25 protein-coding genes are annotated in these 20013 nt (G+C 51.3%); 3 read left to right on the top strand and 22 right to left on the bottom strand.

What is annotated here, in order from left to right:
* Positions 1-40 precede the first annotated feature (40 nt).
* The 4 genes from ACIFQM_RS11365 to ACIFQM_RS11350 form a co-directional block, all read right to left on the bottom strand.
* Positions 41-1159 (bottom strand): SU10 major capsid protein, encoded by a 1119-nt coding sequence (locus ACIFQM_RS11365; RefSeq protein ID WP_430065567.1) that lies wholly within the window; start codon positions 1157-1159, stop codon positions 41-43.
* Between the two features lie 57 nt (positions 1160-1216).
* A complete protein-coding gene (locus ACIFQM_RS11360; RefSeq protein ID WP_430065565.1) occupies positions 1217-1894 on the bottom strand; it encodes a scaffolding protein in 678 nt (225 codons plus the stop codon).
* Between the two features lie 73 nt (positions 1895-1967).
* Positions 1968-2783 (bottom strand): phage minor capsid protein, encoded by an 816-nt coding sequence (locus tag ACIFQM_RS11355; RefSeq protein WP_430065563.1) that lies wholly within the window; start codon positions 2781-2783, stop codon positions 1968-1970.
* Positions 2783-4372 carry a portal protein gene (locus ACIFQM_RS11350; protein WP_430065561.1) on the bottom strand — a complete coding sequence of 530 codons (1590 nt, stop codon included), beginning with the start codon at positions 4370-4372 and terminating at the stop codon, positions 2783-2785. Before ACIFQM_RS11350 ends, ACIFQM_RS11355 begins: the two co-directional genes overlap by 1 nt.
* A gap of 53 nt (positions 4373-4425) precedes the next feature.
* Between ACIFQM_RS11350 and ACIFQM_RS11345 the strand changes: the two genes are divergently transcribed.
* The gene (locus tag ACIFQM_RS11345; RefSeq protein WP_430065560.1) at positions 4426-4746 is read left to right on the top strand and encodes a hypothetical protein; all 321 of its coding nucleotides are present in this window, start codon (positions 4426-4428) and stop codon (positions 4744-4746) included.
* Position 4747: 1 nt separating this feature from the next.
* On the opposite strand, the gene terL is transcribed toward ACIFQM_RS11345, so the two are convergent.
* The 9 genes from terL to ACIFQM_RS11300 all read right to left on the bottom strand — a co-directional run bounded on the left by terL (position 4748) and on the right by ACIFQM_RS11300 (position 11263).
* Entirely contained in the window at positions 4748-6184 is a 1437-nt protein-coding gene (gene terL / locus ACIFQM_RS11340; RefSeq protein WP_430065621.1) for a phage terminase large subunit, read from the bottom strand.
* Between the two features lie 420 nt (positions 6185-6604).
* Positions 6605-6811, bottom strand: coding sequence for a DUF7681 family protein (locus ACIFQM_RS11335; protein WP_430065558.1), 207 nt, complete (start codon positions 6809-6811; stop codon positions 6605-6607).
* A gap of 607 nt (positions 6812-7418) precedes the next feature.
* Positions 7419-7820, bottom strand: a complete 402-nt coding sequence (locus ACIFQM_RS11330; RefSeq protein WP_430065556.1) for a phBC6A51 family helix-turn-helix protein — start codon at positions 7818-7820, stop codon at positions 7419-7421.
* Between the two features lie 627 nt (positions 7821-8447).
* Positions 8448-9326 carry a hypothetical protein gene (locus ACIFQM_RS11325; protein WP_430065554.1) on the bottom strand — a complete coding sequence of 293 codons (879 nt, stop codon included), beginning with the start codon at positions 9324-9326 and terminating at the stop codon, positions 8448-8450.
* Complete coding sequence (locus tag ACIFQM_RS11320; RefSeq protein WP_430065552.1) at positions 9323-9664, bottom strand: hypothetical protein; 342 nt, start codon at positions 9662-9664, stop codon at positions 9323-9325. Before ACIFQM_RS11320 ends, ACIFQM_RS11325 begins: the two co-directional genes overlap by 4 nt.
* A 352-nt stretch (positions 9665-10016) precedes the next feature.
* Positions 10017-10556 (bottom strand): phospholipase D-like domain-containing protein, encoded by a 540-nt coding sequence (locus ACIFQM_RS11315; protein WP_430065550.1) that lies wholly within the window; start codon positions 10554-10556, stop codon positions 10017-10019.
* A 20-nt stretch (positions 10557-10576) separates the two neighbouring features.
* Positions 10577-10708: a hypothetical protein gene (locus tag ACIFQM_RS11310; RefSeq protein ID WP_430065548.1), complete on the bottom strand. Its 132-nt coding sequence runs from the start codon at positions 10706-10708 to the stop codon at positions 10577-10579.
* A gap of 142 nt (positions 10709-10850) precedes the next feature.
* Complete coding sequence (locus ACIFQM_RS11305) at positions 10851-11024, bottom strand: hypothetical protein (protein ID WP_430046233.1); 174 nt, start codon at positions 11022-11024, stop codon at positions 10851-10853.
* Between the two features lie 107 nt (positions 11025-11131).
* Positions 11132-11263: a hypothetical protein gene (locus tag ACIFQM_RS11300; protein ID WP_430065546.1), complete on the bottom strand. Its 132-nt coding sequence runs from the start codon at positions 11261-11263 to the stop codon at positions 11132-11134.
* A 158-nt stretch (positions 11264-11421) separates the two neighbouring features.
* On the opposite strand from ACIFQM_RS11300, the gene ACIFQM_RS11295 reads away from it, so the two are divergent.
* Both ACIFQM_RS11295 and ACIFQM_RS11290 read left to right on the top strand, forming a co-directional pair.
* Positions 11422-11616, top strand: coding sequence for a helix-turn-helix domain-containing protein (locus ACIFQM_RS11295; RefSeq protein ID WP_262384591.1), 195 nt, complete (start codon positions 11422-11424; stop codon positions 11614-11616).
* An 81-nt stretch (positions 11617-11697) separates the two neighbouring features.
* The gene (locus tag ACIFQM_RS11290; RefSeq protein WP_430065544.1) at positions 11698-11916 is read left to right on the top strand and encodes a hypothetical protein; all 219 of its coding nucleotides are present in this window, start codon (positions 11698-11700) and stop codon (positions 11914-11916) included.
* Between the two features lie 56 nt (positions 11917-11972).
* Here ACIFQM_RS11290 and ACIFQM_RS11285 read toward each other — a convergent pair whose 3' ends face one another.
* The 9 genes from ACIFQM_RS11285 to ACIFQM_RS11245 all read right to left on the bottom strand — a co-directional run bounded on the left by ACIFQM_RS11285 (position 11973) and on the right by ACIFQM_RS11245 (position 19957).
* On the bottom strand, positions 11973-12494 hold the full coding sequence (locus tag ACIFQM_RS11285; RefSeq protein ID WP_430065542.1) for a hypothetical protein: 522 nt from the start codon (positions 12492-12494) through the stop codon (positions 11973-11975).
* A 33-nt stretch (positions 12495-12527) separates the two neighbouring features.
* Entirely contained in the window at positions 12528-12923 is a 396-nt protein-coding gene (locus tag ACIFQM_RS11280; protein ID WP_430065540.1) for a sigma factor-like helix-turn-helix DNA-binding protein, read from the bottom strand.
* A gap of 1 nt (position 12924) precedes the next feature.
* A complete protein-coding gene (locus ACIFQM_RS11275; RefSeq protein WP_430065538.1) occupies positions 12925-13443 on the bottom strand; it encodes a DNA methyltransferase in 519 nt (172 codons plus the stop codon).
* Entirely contained in the window at positions 13443-13874 is a 432-nt protein-coding gene (locus ACIFQM_RS11270) for a hypothetical protein (protein ID WP_430065536.1), read from the bottom strand. The genes ACIFQM_RS11275 and ACIFQM_RS11270 overlap by 1 nt, the downstream gene beginning before the upstream one ends.
* A 110-nt stretch (positions 13875-13984) precedes the next feature.
* Positions 13985-14206: a hypothetical protein gene (locus ACIFQM_RS11265; protein WP_430065534.1), complete on the bottom strand. Its 222-nt coding sequence runs from the start codon at positions 14204-14206 to the stop codon at positions 13985-13987.
* 1 nt (position 14207) lies between these two features.
* The gene (locus ACIFQM_RS11260) at positions 14208-15902 is read right to left on the bottom strand and encodes a DNA cytosine methyltransferase (protein WP_430065532.1); all 1695 of its coding nucleotides are present in this window, start codon (positions 15900-15902) and stop codon (positions 14208-14210) included.
* A gap of 108 nt (positions 15903-16010) precedes the next feature.
* Complete coding sequence (locus ACIFQM_RS11255) at positions 16011-17567, bottom strand: DUF4942 domain-containing protein (protein WP_430065530.1); 1557 nt, start codon at positions 17565-17567, stop codon at positions 16011-16013.
* 72 nt (positions 17568-17639) lie between these two features.
* Positions 17640-18209, bottom strand: coding sequence for an adenylate kinase (locus ACIFQM_RS11250; RefSeq protein WP_430065528.1), 570 nt, complete (start codon positions 18207-18209; stop codon positions 17640-17642).
* The gene (locus ACIFQM_RS11245) at positions 18206-19957 is read right to left on the bottom strand and encodes a hypothetical protein (protein ID WP_430065526.1); all 1752 of its coding nucleotides are present in this window, start codon (positions 19955-19957) and stop codon (positions 18206-18208) included. The genes ACIFQM_RS11250 and ACIFQM_RS11245 overlap by 4 nt, the downstream gene beginning before the upstream one ends.
* Positions 19958-20013: the final 56 nt, after the last annotated feature.

Raw genomic sequence — 20013 nt, 5'->3', positions numbered from 1 at the left:
CACCTCCGTTAAATATAAAGAGGAGCCGAAGCTCCTCCGATTAAGATACCGACGTGCTGATATTGTCCAGAATCGCGATCTTCTCGCCCGCATTTTTGACCGTTACGCCGTACTCGCCGCGAATCTGACGAGCAACAAAGTCAGCGCCCGGTACAGTAGCGTCCACGTCATGCAGCGCACGGCCGTTCAGTGCGTCGATAGACAGGATATCGCGGTCAAACAGTGCAATTTTATTTTTCGGAAAGTTCGGATCGACGATGACGGTTGCTACGGAGCCGCCCACGATATCAGAAACGAACGTTTGTATCTTGTGGCCGGTAGCGGTGTCCGTGCGCTCAGTCCGAATCGTATCGGAAGCGAATTTCGTGATTTGACGAGCCCCCGCGGTGTTAGTCAAGATGGTGTTTACCGATCCGCCACGCAAGTAAATTTGTTCGGACAGGTCGTTCAGATGCGCAGGGGTAACTTCCTTACCCTCGGCATTCTTTTTCGCAGCGCCTTTCTTGTCCGCAAAATAAAGCAATCCGCCTGTTGTACGAGGCATACCAGCGGCACCACCAATACGGCGACCATAAATCAACCAGTCATTCATCTCGCGTTGCATTTCTTTTAGACGCAATTGTACTTGGTAGTTCAGCTCATCCGTAACGTTATAAGTTCGCACGTTCTGTTGTGTACCGGACACTTGCGCATACCGCTCGATGATCTGTGTCACATTGTGATCTACGAGACGGTCATGACCTTCATCGACACCGGGCAGCGCACCTTCCAACTGCGGACGGGCAACGATGCGAATCTCTCCGCCGGCTTCGATCGCTGCTGCGTTTGTGCCATCGTAACCACGGACGACGGTAATGACGTCACCAGCTACGGCAGTAACACGCATATACTCCTCGCCAGAAACTACGATCGCATTGACGCGGAATTTGAGTCCGTCACCTTCAGCGACAGTAATTGCCGTAGCACCTACCGCAGCAGCAGAAGCAGCAGTTGCGCGGTTAGAGTTGAGGTTATCGGACATCCATTCGAACTTTGTTTGATACAGAGAGTTGGAGCCTAGCCCCACAATGCCGAGCAAGTTTGGTGCGTCCTCGATAATTAGGGAAATACCCGCTTCGAGCTGGCGCACTTGGTCCTGAAAATCGTAAGTTCTCAACATATATAAACTTCCTCCTTATATTTGGGCAAAATAAAAAGCCTCGGATTTTCCGAAGCTTTAGCGCGTAAGTTTATTGGATAGCTCGACGACCTTTGCGAAGTCTCTGATTCGTTTTGCCTCCGCGAGCTGCTGCTCAAGTGTGCGCGTTTCCTTGTCGTACGGATTCCCCCCGGAAGCGCCTCCGATTGTCAGCGGTTCCTTTTTCGGCTGCTCAACCAGGAACGGTTTACTCGCAATCAACGCCTTAACTACGTCCTCGACGCCGCTAATTCTTCCGTCACCCTCGACTGAAGCGGTGCTCAAATCCGCCAGTACATACGCGTCGTCAATCGCATCCACTCTAACGTTTAACTCACGCGCCAACGTGCGAAACTCAGCCTTGATAAGACGTTGATTAGCGGCTGTTAGCGCTTGGTCACGTTCAGTTCTCGCAGTCTCCGCAGCCTCCAATGCTTCCGCTTTTTCCGCCTCAAGACGTTCAGTTGCGGTCATTTCTGCCCTCTGGCGTTCTTCATTGGCACGCTCGAACTCGGTCAATTTCGCTTTAAGCTCGTCGTAATCCGCATACTTTTTACGTTCACGTGCGATACGATCCGCAATGACCTGGTCGAGTTCGTCCTGCGTGAAGGTCTTCGGTGGTGTCGGATCAATCGGCGGGTTCGGCGTTGGGTCTGGATCGCCCTCCGCGAACAGTTGTAGACTCAGCGGATACTTAACGTTGGTGTATTTGCTCATAAGTCCTCCCGCGTTTAAGCGCCGCGTAGCGCATAGTATCCGACAGTTTTTGGACGTATCGTAGGTCCGGTCTTTACTTCGGGTTTCGTACGGGCATCAAAACGTGACGGCAGCGCGGATGAAAGATATCGCGCCGAGGTAAATCGCCATAATACGGGTAATCGCCGGGGGCGTCCGACGTAAGCTTAACGATCCGCCCCTCCCAATTACGGCAAGCGTCTTTTGCTCCGTGGCTCGATATCTGCGCGTAGTAAACGCCGCGTCCGAGAGATTCGTTAATAGTGGCCTCGCGCTGCATTTCCGCCATTTTCGTACGGACGAGCATGTCTACGTACGTTTCTGGCTTCCAGCGGCGGCCTTTCGCGTCTATAATTCCGGAATCGACCGCATCGCCAAGTGTTTTGCGCATACGGTCGAGTACGTCACGTTTTAATGTTTCATTACCATTAACGCCTTGAGATAAGTTTGCGCGGAGAGAATCCGCAAGAGCCTGTCGGATAGCGGCTTTCGTCTTGCGATCCATGTTGCCGGTCACCGCAAGGATATCCGCATGGGTGTCTAGGATCGCGGAAGCCAGTAAGTCGCGATTAGCTCGGTTGAGCTTAGCTTTATCGGCGGCTTCCAGTAACGTTTTGGCAACGCCAAGATCAATCAACGCACATTTAACGCCATCTTGCGCGGCTTTTGTAAGGTTATCGCGAACCCACTCTTTTGACTCGGCGTTTAATTTAGCAATAGCTTCGGACGCCTCTTTTGCAGCGCTATCGGCCGTCTTGCGGTTAGCTCCTCGCGTAAATAAGCGACTTACGGCGGAACCAATAGCCGAACGAGCGCGCCGAAAAGCCCCGAGTAGTTTAGACACGGGGCCATCATAATTCGGGTCGTCCATTAGGCGTCACCGCCTGGGTCGTTAAATATCGAAGCGTCAACAGTGCCCGAAACGCGCTGCTCGTCTTCGTCAATTCGACGGACAAGCTCGGCTGCCTGCGAGTCATCTACGCCGTCTAAATCTTTGATTGCGTCAGTAACCGACCATGTAGGCTTACCGCCAGTACGCAGGTTAGCGACTTCTGCCGCTTCCTTTTCATCACGCGGAATTCCATCGCGCCAGGTAATCGTAGGGTACACTGCTTCGTACGCTGTGAAATCGGCGACACCATCGTTGGCGTGGTTCTCTAGTTTCATCGCCTTCCACAACGCATTACGTAGACTCCGATCAACGTGCGCTCTAATGCGCTTCACCTTGGACAAGATCGGCATAAACCGTGCTTTAATCGCGCCAGCGTCCGTATGTGACGTCCCTGTCCCGCCTTTATCTGAAGCGAGCGTCGTTCCGAACAACCATTGTGGTGTCTCGCTGATTTGGTAAACGAGGCCAAGAAGAATATCGAGCTCTTTAAACGCGCCATCGAGTTGAGAATTCCACGTCATATAACCAGGCGTTGCGTCGTCCTTGGTTACGGGAATATAGCGCCCGCCGCTGCGTACCGTCGCGTCGTCGTCCTCCTGAAAATCGGGCCCGTACGCAGTTGGATCGCTGTGCTTCCAGAGGATATAGTCAATTTGGACGAGTCGATCGTTTAACGCGGCCAGTACGCTCTCCAGCTTCTCCGTACCGCTTTCTCCACGCCAATCTGCGTCCGTTGTCTTGTACGGGACGTGCTCGACAAGCAATTCCGGCATTCCGGTCGGTACAACGTCCTGCTCCCGTCCCGTCGGAACTGACTCACCGATGTTATACGTTGGAATAGGCGCTCCCCATCGATCATCCACGCCTCGTTCCGTAAGCTCATACCTTTCGTACACGATATAGCCCGGTATATGACGCTCCACGTTTAGGTACGGCGTCTCTGTAGTCGGGATACCGGACAAGAACGACATGATTCGGCTACTATTTTCGATCTCCCACTCTACCCATGCGATATTCACCGCCTTAAACCGCTTCTTAGAGCCGCGCGACAGCTCCGGAAATACAATCGAGGCGTCTACGGGTTCAATAATCGGCTCCAGCGGTGCCTCCGGCGCATCCAAACCGAGTTGCAGCGTCTCAGATACGTCCGTACGTTGTCCGTAGTACGTCTTGAGAAACGAATCGCCCCGAAAGCCTGCTCCGATTACGATCTCGTGGATCATCTGCGTTAGATCGTTCTCTTCGACGATGCGACTTAGCGCTGTTTGTTCGGGGGATTCCGGATCGCGTCCGGTCTCAAACGTGGGCGCCTCACCTACCATCAAGTCCGCGGGCTTCGTCAGCAACACGTCCATAAGGTTGACCGCGATAAATAACGTTTTGAGCTGCGGCGCAAACGGCGTATCTTTTAGGAGTCCGGAAGCGCGATCGTATATCTCAACGTGGCGACCTTGGTAAATAGCCCGTCCGCGTTCATACTTCGCTAAGCGTGGAATCTCATAAACTGGCGGGTATTGAGCTCCGGTATAAAATAGCTTTGTTTCCTTTACATCGTAAAACTCCGACACAAAGCTCCTCCTTTCGTGGTATAATTTCCCTATAATATAGAGGAGGGATATTTTTGAGCTTCTTTGATAGACTGAATAGAAAAATGCGAGAAATTGAAACCGACCAAGACAGAAATCAAATGATTGAGGACAGAAACCACCTTTTAAGTGAAATCAGAGCCGCATTTCAAGAATTGCGGGAGGAAGCCGCAAACCTAAGTGCAGCTTTTAATGTCACACCACCAGCTTTAGGTACCGACACCACTTGGATCGTACAATACCAAGACCGCTCCTTTGCGGTATTCACTGATGAAGTTGCCCAAGTACTTAGAAAGAACCAGGATATTGAAACTAAGTCGGCTATCGAAAATATCATAATCTCTAAAGTGCACTAGACTACATCCATTTCGGCTTATTCCGGAGCTTCTTCCGTCCGGTCTTCGCAATACTTACGGCCATTTCGAGCGCATCCGGTAAGTCATCGTGGCTGCCGGACCCGTACAGCTCGAACTGCTCCAGTAATAACGAGTGTTTCCGCGTAAATTGAATAGCGCCGCTCTCGATATCCGGGAGCAGCGCTTCTATACGGAGGTCCTTACGGGACCGTTGATATATTTCCTTAACGCGAGTCTGAGCGGGATAGCCCGCCGTCCTCAGCGCATCCTTCAGCTTCATAACGAAAAACTCCTGCGCAGCTTGCGCCTCTGCCGCGATCGCTGTCGGTTGATAACGTTGTGTTTTCTCCACGACAACGCGCATAAACTCGTCCGGCTTAACACGCTCTCCGTACGCGTCAACTACGTACTTCGTACCGCTCTGTTTATGCCGCGCAATCGTTACAACCGCAGAATAGTCACCTCGCGTTTTACCCATCGCAAAGTCAATTCCGAGATAAATATCGTAATCGGACGTGAGGAAATCACGGTCCTCTCGATCCCAATACGCGAACCGCTCCGGATTGAAAATCGTCGACTCCACGTCGACCGGATTGTTCATATACTCCGTGTTGAACGCCTTCGTACCGTTATCCCATTTCCACGTCATCAACTTCCATAGCGGCTGCGCTTCCGGCCACAATACGGTAGCCCCACGATCCATTTCCGCGCGATTTAACTCGTACAGCGCTTTTGCGTCCGCAGCTCGATTCGGATTATCTCGGTCGGTATAAACGAGACGGCACGCTTCCCATAGGTCCATACGTTCAGGCCATTCGATAACTGCGCGATATACGCGACTCTTAAAGTCCGAACGCTTGTATAGGACGTTTACGAGTAGCGCCTCGTGATGGACCGTTGTTCCCATGTAAACGAAGGCTGTACGTTTACCCTTCGGATCACCCAACGGTACGACGGTTTGTGCAAACCAGTCACGCATCTTCTGACGGAGTTCTGGCGTGGCCGCGTTAGACTTGATGTCCTCCAAGTCGTCACATACGATCAAATCCGGACGGACACCGTTCCAGTTACGCCCACGCAACGCTTGGCCGGTAGATGCCGCTTCGACCTTCGTTAACATTTTCGGTACGCCGTTGTCCGTCGGCTCCCACGCGATAAACTCCGAGCTATTATCCTTCGGGTTCTCCTGCTGTTTCGGAGACAATAAAGGACCGAAGTCCCTCCGCAGCTTCTCGTTATGCTTAAGCTGCATCGAAATCCAGTCCAGGTTTCCGCTCGATACTGCCGGCGTCTCCGATATGATAATTTCGTACTTTCGTTTCCGATACACAATCTCGCGCAAAGGAAACGCCTTGGAAAGATACGTTGACTTGGCGTGAGAACGGGGCGCAGCGACTGCGACCTTATCGTTGGTATTAATGTTGGACACATCGTCCATTATCACGCTAATTTCACGGTGAAAATCAGGTGCTTCGTCTACGTCTACGATATCGAACCCGTCCCAATTGCCTGCGTTACCCGGATTTTTAGCTTCCGAGAAGTATTCGAGAGCGAACGCAATAAGATCCGTTTCAGCTTCGTTAATTACACTCAACCGCTCATACTCCGAAAGCTGCATTTCTACCTCGCGCTGGTCCTCGTCACCCAAGACGGCGATGTCTACGCCGTCGAGTGCGTCAATTAGGTCGGCCAGTTCGTTTATCTGCGCTTCCCGTTCGTTTCGGCCGATCCATTTTCCGTTAACCCATGCGATAGATACCGCCTCCTCTCTTAGTTTTGACGGGAATTTACCGTGAAATTAGCCCGTTTCGTAGCTTCCGCATAGTCTCGTTAGGGATTGCGTAGATAAGCCGTAATTTTACGTATTTCGCGCGACGGAAGCATTCGCCCACATTACGGCCTCTTCCAGCTTTGTGTTTGCGAGGGACTTCTCGCGCGAGTTCGGAGCGAGTTCATCAATCAAATACGCCAAATCTCTCGCCTTCTGGCGAATGGCTTCGTACTTCTCCGTCTGTCCTGCCCTCGGTGCGTGATAGCGGAAATTGTTCTCGACAACTTCGTTCATAGGACATACTCCTTCCGAAAGTCAAAAGTTTATTTTGATACGCCGAAATTTCGTACACCAGATTTAGGGCCGCGCGAGGAGGCGCTTGGGGGTACGGTGATACTGCGTTGTGTTAAAGCGTTAATCAAACGCAATTGAAGCGCAGACTCCCTTCTTCGTTCTCTAATCGTAAAGGCACCGATATACACCGAGTATGCACGTACATGTTCACAAAATACGCGTTATGTGATTATGTCTGCGCCCGGAACCCGCGCCGTTACTGCGTTTATTCTCGTTGCATAAATCCGCGCTATACATTGCATATACATTTCCAGCGCATAATACGGATAATCCGCGTCACTATGCGGATTATCCCCGTTACATACTGGAAGATTATACACGTATTTCCCGTATCCCCTATCGCGTTTATGCACCGCTTATTCAACGAACAAACGTTCGAGATGCGGCGACCTATTCGTGGTGTGGCGCGGCGTCACGGTGAAGCATGCAGGCGTGATCGGAAAGTTTCGGAGAGGGCGTGCACCAGGAGCTTCGTGTAGATAAAACGCACCTAATCCGAAAGCACCCGAAGACGCCGCGCACAAATCGCTTCCTATTATATACGCGCTTATTCCGTGTCTTCGGAGTCGCTACCCTTACGCACCTTAAACGCCTCAATCCGTGCCCTCAGCGCTTCTACATCCGTAGCGTTCGCATCCTTCGTTTCAACCTCGACCCGATCCGTCAACATCCCGTTAATTTGAAGCACGAGTTTAGCGGCTGCTGCGTTACCCTCACGGATAGCCCATTCCGCCATAGATTCGACTACTTCCGGTAGCTTAGCGCTATTGTTACGGATGATCGCACGCTTTAACTCCACATCAAATGTCGGTGTCTTACGCCAGTTCTCCAGCGTACGCGCAGTAACTCCGCAAATAGCTGCGATCTCTTCGAACGTCTTACCGCCCTTATTCGGAATAGATAACCACTCGATAGCTACGTATTGCTCAGCTGTTATTTTCTTCGCCATAATTACGTCCTCCCTTCGTTTAAATAACGCAAAGAACCGCCTACCCTACGCTCAGGCAAGGCGTAAGGTAAAGCGGCTCATTTCACGGTAATTTAACGCTTAAATCCATCCGCCTAACCCTCCGCGATTGAAGCGCAGTAATACGTATATAAACCAGAATAACGCAGGAAGTGCGACTATGAACGCAGCTCCCTTTGCGAACTCTAGTACGTCAGTCTTCGAATCGCCCCGTATCTCTGCGTAAGTAATCTTAAACAACCCCGCTAAGACTAACGCAGTATGAACGCATAACCAAACGAATAATACCGTAGCCATATACGCCCTCCTTCCGTATTGTTCACGCTGATTCATAGTGAATCTACGGGAACTAAAAGATACTGCGCGTCGCTCCGCTCCTTGCCGTCGCCTATCGGCTCCGAACGCGTATATAGATTATTGATTAATATACTTTTCTGCGTGACCCGCAAGGAACGAAGTGACGCAGCGCTTACTACGTAGTGTGTAAGATAAAGAGTTGCTCGACCCCTAAAACGGCTGAAACCCGCGTCGCTCTAAGGTGAACCCCGTTTTTGAACTATGCAGTATTTGATACCCTTATGGCTCTAACTATGCAGTATTTGATACCCCCTAAAACGGAAGGCCCTCGTCATCCCCGTCAAAAGCCGCTTCAGCAGCGCGTTTATTCTGCGCAAACTCGAACCGTACGCCCTGCGTATATTCATCGTCATCGAACTTCTTACGGTACATCACGTCGGGATTCATGCGAATAACGACCGCACCAAACGCCTCTGAACGCATCACAAAGCCGTTCTTGCTCAATTCACGCAATCCCCTGCGCGCAGTCTGTTCGTCAATCCCAATGATTCGCGCGAGTGACGCCTGCGTAACGTGGTCGAGCCTGCTTACGTCTCTTTCATCCGGATTCGTACAAAGGTAAAGCATTTCGTAGTGTACATACGGTATCATGCAATATAAAAGGCCCGCCGCCTGAACCGTTAAGTTCTTGACGTCGGACCTCGTTTTTGTTTGGTAAACTTTCGTAAAGGACTCGCCTTGTTTAAGCGCTCGCCCGATCGAGTGATACTCCGAATCGACAGCGTATACTTTGCGTCTGCCCTCTTTAGCTTCTGTAAGGACTCCGCACTTAGTCAGCGTTCCGATAAGCGCCACAGTCCAGCGTGCGGCCTTTCCGATTGCTTTCGCGATCTCAGCGGAACCCATACGTTTACTCTCGTAATAAAGGTCGCCGCCTTTGTCCAGCCGCATGTACGGTAGCAGCTTCATGACCGCGCCAAGTCCATTTAGCGAAAGCATTGACGTGAGGTTGCGTACGCCGCCGTGGTATGACGTAACATAATGCTTCGTATTCCGCGAAGCTGCGTCAGCTCGTTGCGCGTACTCGCGTTTCCTGGTGATATCCTCTTCGGACTCCACACGGTAACCGTCGACTGGAACCTCCTGGACCCACTCGCCTGAATCATTCTGCCGCAAAGCAAACTCGCTCATTCGGACACCTCCGCTTTAAACCGTTTCGTAGGATCTATCGGCTCAATTCGGCAATATCCGTTTCCTAAGTCAATAATGCGGGAGTTGTCGCGGAGGTCAATCGCGCCTGCCGCTTCCAGTCGCTGTCCATACGTTAGATCGCTCATACGTCTCTGCGCTGCTTCGAGTTCCCGCAGTGCCTGCGTAGCCTTCTTAGCCTCTCGCTGGATCGCCTTCAGTCCGGTAAGTGCTTCGGATACATCTACGTTAATTCGCGCGCTGATTTCGTTAGCCGCCATGTATACGTCATCCTTCGTGTTCGCGTTTTTACCGATGAGGAACGTTTTTGGACGTCCCAAACGGGAATAAACCGCCTATGAAAGCGCGGCTTAGTTTCAATTATTCTTCATAACGTATAGATAACTAAACGGACAAAAAGCAGGGTCAAAACGCAGGAATCTACGCATATACGTCGAAGTAATCTCGTATGAAAACGCTAATTACTGACGTAGATTTACTCACCGCAGCACTTACACAAGCACGCGTTACAGTTTACGAAAAAGACGGACGAATTGCAGATTACGGAGGTGTGATCGAAAGGTACACGCCTGAAAGCGTGAAGATAGCGGGAATGTACTTTAGGCGCGGAGAATACGTTTTAAGACCGAGAGCGCACGAAAAAAGCCGGAATAGCTCCGGCCTGGATCGTTATTAGTACGTTTTGAAGCGTTCAGCATCGTTCCACATCGCGTTAAACTTCTCGGCAAACTGCGCGGCCACATCCCCGCCTACCAGCGTCACCAACACCTCGTCGTTTTTCGTGCTGGCGGCTTTCGAGTAGTTGAACGAACCTGTCGTAACCGTCTTTCCGTCCGCGATCGTAACTTTAAGATGCATAAGGCCGCTGTGTGCGTTCACCTTGACCGGAATACCCGCGTTTTTAATCAATTTAAGCGCTTGAGCCTGCGCATCGCCTGTCGCCTGGGACTTATCCGCTATGATTCGTACAGTTACGTCGCGCCCCTCAGCGTCCCTGATCGCTTTTACGATGTCGGGCTGCGTTAAGCTGTAAATGGCGATATCGAGCGTAGAGTCAGCCGAATTAATGACGTCAATGAGCGCCTGATCCGGATGATCCTCCGTAAACGTTGCCTGGACATTCGCGGTGTAAACTGGCGCTGCGGCTTCCGCAGTACAGCCGATAACGGTCGTTAGTAATGCGATTGATGTGATAATCTTCGTAATTTTCATTGTAACAACCCCCTCGTACGTTATTTCGACGCCTGGCTAACGTTCTCCTCCCGTTCGATTAACGATGAAATATCGGCCCACTTCCCGACGGCGATGCGCACGTACAAGCGGCCGTTTGCATAGCGTCCTGCGCAGAATTTGCGTTTATTCATTGCGTAAGCACCTCCGCGTATTATTTATTCCGGAATACAATAACCGCGACAATTATCGATACGACCAACGCAGCCAAGCTGACAACCATCGTTATACTCTCCATACGATTACCTCCTATAGAGGGGCCGTAAGCCCTCATGCTTATTTATTGCTGGCGTCCTCGGTAACATCACAGAAGTCAATCGCGTCTTGTTCCCGACGACTTAACCGCTTGAATCCCCGTAGTATCGCTTGTTCCCGGTTGGCGGCTTTTACAGTGACCCGGCACCCCACGCTAATGTTGTCTTCCGTGAATCTTAAATAATAAATGTTCATACTCCATATCCTCCCGCGTAGGCCGCCGCCAGATTGTATATATAAATCCGTTATGTTAAGATTGGGTGGAGATGGCGCTATACTAGCCGCCAACTCTTGAGGAATCCTTAACGTCTGCGCCTACCGCGTCGTTTGGTTCCTTTTTTCTTTTTATTACGGCTGGCGTTGTGTACTTGGAGTATAGCCAGTGCTGTGACCAACTGTATGACTGCCGTAATAAAGTTTACCCAATCTTTCATATTGAAGTTCTCCTTTCCGATGACTCTTCGTATGTGTCATCCTTATATACACATTATACACTAATGTATAATCATTAGTCAATAGTTTTGACAAAAGTTTATTTTTCCTTTATATTAGGTATATAAAAATGTTCGGAGGAGTGGCATAATTGATTAAGGTGACCCCAAAGCTAAGCACTATATTGAAAGAACGCGGACTCACGCAAACTGAATTAGCAACGGCAGCGGGAATCCCGCAGGCAGCTATATCTAGGTTCGACCGAGCCAGCCAAGGCGCATACGCAAACATTATCGCCATCGCCCGCGCGTTAGATGTGTCAGTTGAAGAGTTGTTTGATATAGAAAACGAATAGAATTAATTATTGACTATTCACTTGTGTATAATGTATAATTGACTTATGAAGTTAATTTTACTTTTGAAAGGAAGTTATACAATGGAAGAAATAAAGCAATTACTAACAGCCTTAATCGAAAGATCTGACGTAACGAACGCCAAACTAGACGGTATCGAAATGCGCCTATCCACGTTGGAAGGCGAAGTAAAAGGCGCGAAGGAAGAACTAGCAGACGTAAAGGGTAGCGTTGACTTCCTCGTCCACAAAATGGGCGAACACGATCGCGACCTCTACGTTATCAAAACGAAGCAAGGTTAAACAACGAAAGCGCCGCGTAAAAACGGCGCTCTTTTTATTTCCGTTGTATAGTACGATTACGCTGCGCACATATTAAGGATCGTAGCGCTTTGCGTAAACTCCTCTGTTAGATCTCCGCAGGTATCGTTAAGGTTGTACGTAATGACCGGACCGGGCGCAGTATCCTTGGCGTATTGCTCCGCACGTTGTTCATTCCGCCCTTTTGCGTAATGGTCCACATGCCACATCTCGTAACGGCTGCGCCTCCGTCGCGTAGGTTCGCCGTAGTTCTTCCGGTCTGCTCCGTATTCTTCGGCGGCCTTTTCGGAAGTTTCACGCTCCAGGCGCAAGGTGAGTTGTGACGCGCTGAAGAACGGGTATTCCGTATTCGTAACCTTATCCGGATGCATATCCGTGAGTTCTTCACGGAGAATGTAGTCCGCCAGACGCACCAACTCGTACGCGTCCGGATATTCGCCCGTTTCTGCTGTATACGCAGAAATTAGCGTATCGACTGAGGCCATTCGCTCAGTTCGGTCCACAATATTAGCTTCGATTAAAGCGGATACCGCGCCTGTAAACATTTCTTTATGATTCAAGTAAAATCCCCCTCGTATTTAAGATCGAAATATCTACGCCGCTAGTTGCGCTTCTCCCGGAAAATCACACGTAACTTCTCCGTATTCCCAACGTCGGTATACTTCCGCAATTCTTTCGATCGCACGATCCACCGCCTCGCCCACGCTCTGACGTTCAACGCACATAATGGCCGCCGCCTCTTTCTGCGTGAGGTCTACGCCATAAACCCACGCAATAGCTTCTGTCTGCCGCTCCGTCAAGCCAGCCGAATTAATCGCGCTACGCAAGTCGATTAGTATATCGCTGGCCGCCGTATCGCCTCGGAAGCGTGCGGAGCTGATCCGGTGACGGTCGCGGAGGAGGGAACGTACCCCCGCAGCGTCGTTGAGTGCGTATTTTACCGCGTAGCTGCGGTCTGATTTTGCGATGTCTATTTTTACAGAACCCATACTATGCTACCTCCTCTTCCGCAGTTTCGACGCGTGAACGGATAATCTCTACGTATTCCGGTTCGCGTTCAATTCCAATAAATCCGAAACCCTCACGCTTGGCTGCTACAAGGGTGCTTCCGCTACCTGCGAACGGGTCCATGACAGTACCGCCCGGCGGTGTTACCAAGCGCACAAGCCACGCCATGAGGTCGGTGGGCTTGACTGTTGGATGCGTATTGCCTACGCCTCTGTCCGCTTTGCTCGCCTTTTTGCATACTTCGCGAGGCGTTATGTTGAAATACGGAGAGTAAAACGCGTCCTCGTCCGTCGTAACGCAGTTCGCGGGGAACCATCCGGCAACGTGTGTCGGAGTGTAAAACGCGCCGCCTGCGTATGCATTCGGCAATAACCCGCCAGTTGATGTGTAATTATCGCGAAGAAACTGAACGTCCTCCTCCGTTATTTCTTCGCGCGGCTTCGCAACAATCGCCATACTTCGGACGTTTCCGTCCCATCTTGCTCGCGATGCTTTTCCCATTACGCCACATCTCCTTGCAATAGTTCGTTTAACTTTGCGTCGCCTTCACGCACAAGTTGCAGTTCTTCATCTAGCGAACTCCACGTCCATTTGCGCACTAGCGTCTCACCGTTATACGTCCAAGTAGTCACGCCAACTCCGCAGTCATACTTCTCATCCCACGTAGCTCCCAAAGCCTCCCAGCGTTCTTTGACCGCCACTATCTCGCGAGCCTTCGACATCCAAGCATCTTCGCGCAGTCGTTCCGCTTCTTTTTGGCGCTCTATATTACGTAAATATCGCTCAAGTTGGCTGACTCTTCGCTCGCGGAACGGTGCGTCTGGATTACTAACTAGGTACGTAAGGTAGTCACGCCCCTCGGCCTCCGTCAGTATCTCTGTCCGGTCGATAAAATGGGCGATATACTTACGCTGGGTCCCCGCTATATCCACGCATTCGCCTCCCTTTTTCCGTAATGAGCGCAGCAACAACGTACTTACAAGTACGCCGAACCGCCGCTAATCTATTATGAATTATTCATACGTTGATTTTTGCGAATACTTTACGTAACTTCTCCGCTCTCTCCGACAACACCGCGCTCATGTACTACGTTAGTCTCGATCCAAGCGTGTTCGCACGCATCATGCACGAGGATAGGCTCCGGATCGTACACGCTAGTTACCTCGTCGCCTACGTAAACCTCACCGCCACACCAAGCGCAGTAAGCGGAAATGCGCGGTTCATCGCGTGGGCTTGGCGGTTGGAAGCGATCAAACACGCTCATATCACGCTGCCTCCAGCGCAGAGCCTTGCGTAAGGACTGCGTTAAGCTGTTCGGCTAAAGCGGTGCCGATTACGTAAGCCACACGGGACGCTACACCGTTACCAACGATGCGGTATTGAGCGGATAGCGATATATCGTCCGGTAACACGTACCAGTCGGGTACGGATTGGATGCGTAGGCATTCGCGGACGGTGATACGGCGTGGTTGTGTCGGATGGATTTTCGGTTTGCCCTCGCCCGTTACCGTTCGACCCGCCGAGTCTTCCGCTTCTCTTGCGTAATTACTCCAGAATATGTCCGGATGGGGCTTTGCGGCTTCGCGGCCCGTACAACCTTGCGGGAGTGTCGGTATTATTTCCGCATCGGTGGCGAGTTTCATCTGCTCACCGTGATTAGATACCGACCCCGGATGAATGCCCTCATTCCGGGCATGTCCGCCTACTGTGGCTCCCGGCTTATCCCAAGTCGCCTGTCTATTGGCCTTTTCGTATGTCCAATCGGGGTTTACGTTGTCGAACGGATGCCCATCGTGATTATCTGCGTAAGACGGATGGACAAACGCTTTCCCTTCGTTAAAAATTCGACCCATAATTGTCGGGCTTGGTTCTTCCCACTTATTAACGCGGAACCCGAAAGCACCTCCGGCATTCCGGCGAGCATAACCTTGCATCGCTTTTTCAGTAATTAATTTCTTCTCGTGATTCGCTGAAGGCTCCGGTAAATCTCCGATCACATCGCGTAACACTTGTGTCCGATAATCTTCCGCTCTCGGCTCCGGAAACTTGAACGTGAATCCCAAGTCCTTGCGGATACCCACGATAAACACGCGCTCACGCTTTTGTGCCACCCCGAAGTCCCACGAATTAATTAACCGCCACGTCACGGTATAGCCGATCTCGTCAAATCGCTGAAGCAACGCGTCAAACGTCGGACGATGCCGCTTCGTAATTATCCCCTTAACGTTCTCGAATACGAATGCTTTCGGCTGCTTACGTTCGATAATCGACAGGTACGTCCAAACAAGCTTACCGCGCTCTCCCTCTTCGCCTGCTCCCGATCCAGCAACGCTGTAGTCCTGACACGGCGGACCACCTGCGATAATATCCGCGTCAGGTATCTGCGCCTGTATTTCGTCACTCGTAATGTCACCGCATACGACGTGATCGCCGATGTTATGGGCGTAAGCTTGCACCGCCCGTTTATCGAAGTCGTTCGCGAAGGTTAACGTATATCCTGCCGATTTGAGTCCGACCGCCATGAGGCCCCCACCGCAGAATAATTCGGCGACCGTTAAGCCGTTCGGCGGTAGTTGCGGAGTTACGTCATAGTTTCGTATGGCTACCGCCTCCTTTCGCTCGCTTACGTCCAGTACGTTTTCGGCTTTTGCGCGCACAATCCGAGCAGGCTTTTCGTAACTATCGTTATACCCGATGAGGTGTTTCCGCGAGTGTTCGTACTGCGCTTGTGTCAGCGGGTAAGTAACATGATTCTCCGTATCGACCACGTTCCTTTCTTTTCCTTGCGGATTTACTAGCCCGTTTGGAGCGCCTTTCGCCCACTGTGTAAGCACCGCAGGACTCGGCTGGTCAAGCGTCGCAATCGGATGCTTACGTATATAGTCCGCGTAACCGCCCTCCACGAGTTTATCCGCTACGTGATCACTCAACGTTTTCGGATCGTGATTCGCTATCGTCATTCCCGCCCTCCTTCCCGTAAACACTCCGCAGGGCGGCCGAATAACCGGCCGCATACCCTGCGTCATACCCACGTGAATAACCGCTGTTAGCCGCTTCTTCTACTGCAATCATGCGGCAGTCCCCACTTGTAACAGCCCTACGTCGCCCATATCTCCGAACTCACGCGCTACCCATTCGCGTGCTTCCGGATTCTCGCGTTGCTCACCTTCTGATGGTATCCAACCGAAGTGGCTACCGCAGATATAGTTCAACTTTGCGAGTAACCGTTCGTCCTTGAACCATACGTGGATCGTACCTTTTGCGAACATTTTGAAGCGGAGCCACTCGTTTTCGAATTCTTGCGAAGATAAAGCCGTAAACTCCCCGCTTACAATCGGATCAATAAGCTGAAACGCCTTTACAATATCGTCAACCCATTGGCGTACATCCGAGTTTATCCGTCTGTAGTCTTCTCTAAAGTCCCACGAATTGAACGGTGAATACCGGATAGGAATAACAATTTTCTTGTTGATTTTATACGAACTGTTTGTTTTCCATCCGTTGTAATAGTGTACGTTGCTGGAGTAGCTCGTCATATGGCGATCGGTTATCTTTTGAAAGATTGAGACGATACTGTCTGTTAAAATTTCTCGCTGATTCGCGACGAGCGCCATTAAAAGCATCCGTATGTTTACGAGATTGATTTCCATGTCACTCGCAGCTTCTATCTGGCGGTTTAGCTTATGGACTGCCTCGTTCGTAAGCATTTTACGAAACTCGTCCGTTTCAAGAATCAATTCCCAATATCCGCTCCGCAACCGGTCTAGTTCCTCGCGCAAGTCGTTTCCGGTAAACTCTTTGTTGTACGGCGTCACCGGCGTTAGCCGCGATGAGCGTTCCCCATTAACTTGCGCAATGTAGCTGAAGAACGACGCCTTCGCCCGTATCACCTTGTACGTATCTTTCGCAAGCTGACACGCCGTTTCGTATTCGATTACTAATCGCTGAATGTCGTTCATTTTCGCTTGTAATTCGAACGGTTTGACGTAAGTCGTGAGCGCCGCTCCCACTTCTTCAACCACTTCTTTACGTCTCGATGCGCTAAAGAACGGGATTGAGTCGTATATGGACTTACCGGCGCTCACCTTTTCGACTTTGACGTGGACTAGCGCGACTTCTACGTCAGTCTTACGTTCAGCCTGCGAAAAAGCGCCGCTTACATATCGGACTTCCGCACCGTATTCGCTCAACTTCCGTAATAACTCCTGCCTTTTCGTTGAAAAAGCGTTATCTATCGTTTCTTTGTTGAGTATTGCGAATATCTCACAATTTGTTAGCTGGTTTTCCGCTATTTCCAGTGCCTTTAGAGCGTGATCTACGCCGTTCGAGAATGGTGGGTTCATGATGATGAAATCATATTCCTTGTATGTTTCGTATGTTAGAAAATCGTCCCACACAACGGAAATCCCCACGCCAATCAACGCGCTTACAAGTCGGTGGTCATTCTCAATCGCGTCGATTTTAAACGTAGAACCACGCTGGAACTTTTCTCGTATGTGCCGGATCATATCGCCTTTGCCTGCGGATGGCTCCAAGATGCGCCCGCTTATTCGGTTTCTGCCGACTAGCCTGTCGAACAAATCGCGCGGTGTTGGATAGAAGTCCTTATTATCCGTATAAATCAATTCGCATTCTCCTCCCGATTCTTACGCCTTCCCGCGCTCACTCAGTAACCGGCTGTCGTATGAGCTCTTTAATCATTCCGGCCAGTCTCCGGATAAGTACGCAACGATCTCGTCAATCTGCGCGTGGAGTGCGTCGAGTGTTCCGCTATTGTCTACGGTGAAGTCCGCTGTGTACCCGCCGAGCGCTGTTTCCGTATCATGCACGAGGTCAACGTAATTAAACACGTCGCCGGATTTGATAGCGCGGTCGATACGTACGGCGTCCGATGCTTCGACGCGGATGAGGACGTAGCCGGCGGATTTGAGTGCGTCGTACTCGTTTGGCTGGCGTACGTCGGAAATGACTGCTCGTAAATCTTCGTGAGCGTAGTGCACACGGTGAACTTCCGCGAGACAATTACGAACCCATATGTCCTCGTCAATCAAAGCGCGCATAAGCTGACCGTGTGCCTGGTAGCCGACTCGCGGTTTAGACTCGCGCGGTATTTCTGGATACCTACGGTGAAAATCCGACTTGAGTTCGTCGCCGAACGCGAATTGCGTGTACCCGTAGTTATCCGAAAGGTAACGAGCTACTTCGTCCTTACCGCTGCGGAGACGACCGAGCAACCCGACGTTAGGCAGCGAAATTAAACCGCTCAAGCCGCCACCTCCTCGCGTGTGTCGTCGAGAATTATTACGCGAGTTACGCCGGACCAGCATCTATCGAAACATCTCCGGTTAGTGTCGTTACGGTAAATAACGAAATTCTCTTCACCATTGTGCCCGATTTCCTGTACGGGACCAGTTGCACCACTATGCGACGTACCCTCCACAACGTCACCGACGCGAACCTCTGTAGGCTGCGGTACGTTCAGGTACTCCGCAGGCACGTCAAGACCAAGCGCGCGCCGTAGGCTAATCACGCGCCCGATGTGTGCGTTAAATACGTCGCCTGGCGCGCATTTGGCGACACCCCGCGTAATGTGACCGTCGCACGTACACCGGATTATCGCGACGACCGTACGCTTGTCACGGTTAACTACGTGTTCTACCGTGTGCATTGGTACGTAGTCCTTCGTCTGCTCCGTTAATGGCCAGAAGCATACGGTGTCATTCAGAATCGGCGTCCCTCTAAACTTCCGCAAATCCGCAACGTCAGCCCTCGCACGCTCAACGATTTCGTCCCGGCGCTGTTGCCTCGCAGCCTTTGACTCGCTAACCTCCGCAGCCGTCGCAGGTTGCGTCTTTAAATACGTTGTCGCCGCACCTTTCAGCGCAGCAACTTCCGCTTCGAGTTTGCGGACATCATACGCAATGCCCTCGTCCATGATATCGATATCCTCTTGTGCTACGCGTATATCGGTATCCATATGCCGGACCGTCGCCTCTAACGCGGCCAACCGTAAGGCTAACGCGCTGATCGTAGCGGCCGCTTGATCTTGCGCGGACTGTACGGACAGGAGAGGCGCGGCGGTTAACGGTTCGAGTACGCGGTAATCTCCGTCAAGAATGTACCAACCGTTAACACCTGCCCGGTCAGACAAGCGCGAATCTACGTCTCCAGTTTCGCCTATCGTGTGACGGAAATAGCAATACGCTGATTCCGTTTTATCCGAGCTGACGATGATTACGCGATCGCCTACCGCTGCCTTACGGTTGACCATGCGGAATCGTTCTTCGCCGATGCGGGCGATATCCGTCGATTCGAGGACTACGTAGTCGTCATGTGCCGGGTTCAGCACGGTACCGTCCTTCCACTTTCCGGTTGTTTTTACGTTGAAGCCAGCTACGTCTGTCGCCTCATGTATTGTTCCGTGGAAATCCTGCCCAAAGAAGGCGTCGCGTCCCGCTGTAATTTTAATCCGCTCTCCAACGGCCGCTTCCCGCTTAACTTCACGATATTCACGTTCGATTCCGTTGAGGGATTCGTCAGGAAGTACGGTAATGTTATCGCTCAATATACGCAACCCCTTTTCGCTGAATGTGTGGCGATCGCCATTTTCGGACTCAACTACGTAAACTCGTTCCCCGTCGTGGATAACCGCGTTACCGGCGAGGTCAGTAGCAGAGAGTATTGTAACAACGTCGTCCTCTCTCGGACGAGTGCGGCTGTCTTTATCGACGTCACGGGCTGCGTCAGGATAACCGAGACGCGCGGATAATGCGTGGTACGAAGTCCACCGCCGCCCTGGATGAATAACCTCCGCTTTTCTGCCGCCAATCGGTTTATCGTCAGGCTCTAGTGTGAACCAATTACGGTAGCTGTCCCCACCGGAGTCCGGAAGCTTCGTGTAGCTCCATGAACCGCGAATCGTATATACACGGTCATCTTCGTGAATAACCTCGTACCGCTCACCTACCTTTTGTCCAGCTACACCAGCCGTGTGACAACGCAAATACTTCGTCATATAATCCGCTCCCTGTTCGTTTATTTTTACCCTCGTAGGGCCGCCCGTTGTTAAGG

Source organism: Paenibacillus sp. NRS-1782 (assembly GCF_050467685.1).
Taxonomy (GTDB): Bacteria; Bacillota; Bacilli; order Paenibacillales; family Paenibacillaceae; genus Paenibacillus; species Paenibacillus terrae_A.
This window is presented reverse-complemented; position numbering and strand designations above follow the sequence as displayed.

Bases quoted from the DNA above. Each gene is read 5' to 3' on its own strand.
- ACIFQM_RS11365 (WP_430065567.1), bottom strand. From the start codon at position 1,159: ATGTTGAGAACTTACGATTTTCAGGACCAAGTGCGCCAGCTCGAAGCG.
- ACIFQM_RS11310 (WP_430065548.1), bottom strand. From the start codon at position 10,708: ATGAATAAACGCAAATTCTGCGCAGGACGCTATGCAAACGGCCGCTTG.
- ACIFQM_RS11245 (WP_430065526.1), bottom strand. From the start codon at position 19,957: ATGACGAAGTATTTGCGTTGTCACACGGCTGGTGTAGCTGGACAAAAG.
- ACIFQM_RS11265 (WP_430065534.1), bottom strand. From the start codon at position 14,206: ATGAGCGTGTTTGATCGCTTCCAACCGCCAAGCCCACGCGATGAACCG.
- ACIFQM_RS11325 (WP_430065554.1), bottom strand. From the start codon at position 9,326: ATGAGCGAGTTTGCTTTGCGGCAGAATGATTCAGGCGAGTGGGTCCAG.
- ACIFQM_RS11290 (WP_430065544.1), top strand. From the start codon at position 11,698: ATGGAAGAAATAAAGCAATTACTAACAGCCTTAATCGAAAGATCTGAC.
- ACIFQM_RS11300 (WP_430065546.1), bottom strand. From the start codon at position 11,263: ATGAAAGATTGGGTAAACTTTATTACGGCAGTCATACAGTTGGTCACA.
- ACIFQM_RS11315 (WP_430065550.1), bottom strand. From the start codon at position 10,556: ATGAAAATTACGAAGATTATCACATCAATCGCATTACTAACGACCGTT.
- ACIFQM_RS11275 (WP_430065538.1), bottom strand. From the start codon at position 13,443: ATGGGAAAAGCATCGCGAGCAAGATGGGACGGAAACGTCCGAAGTATG.
- ACIFQM_RS11260 (WP_430065532.1), bottom strand. From the start codon at position 15,902: ATGACGATAGCGAATCACGATCCGAAAACGTTGAGTGATCACGTAGCG.
- ACIFQM_RS11305 (WP_430046233.1), bottom strand. From the start codon at position 11,024: ATGAACATTTATTATTTAAGATTCACGGAAGACAACATTAGCGTGGGG.
- ACIFQM_RS11330 (WP_430065556.1), bottom strand. From the start codon at position 7,820: ATGGCGAAGAAAATAACAGCTGAGCAATACGTAGCTATCGAGTGGTTA.
- ACIFQM_RS11335 (WP_430065558.1), bottom strand. From the start codon at position 6,811: ATGAACGAAGTTGTCGAGAACAATTTCCGCTATCACGCACCGAGGGCA.
- ACIFQM_RS11280 (WP_430065540.1), bottom strand. From the start codon at position 12,923: ATGGGTTCTGTAAAAATAGACATCGCAAAATCAGACCGCAGCTACGCG.
- terL (WP_430065621.1), bottom strand. From the start codon at position 6,184: ATGGACGATGTGTCCAACATTAATACCAACGATAAGGTCGCAGTCGCT.
- ACIFQM_RS11360 (WP_430065565.1), bottom strand. From the start codon at position 1,894: ATGAGCAAATACACCAACGTTAAGTATCCGCTGAGTCTACAACTGTTC.
- ACIFQM_RS11355 (WP_430065563.1), bottom strand. From the start codon at position 2,783: ATGGACGACCCGAATTATGATGGCCCCGTGTCTAAACTACTCGGGGCT.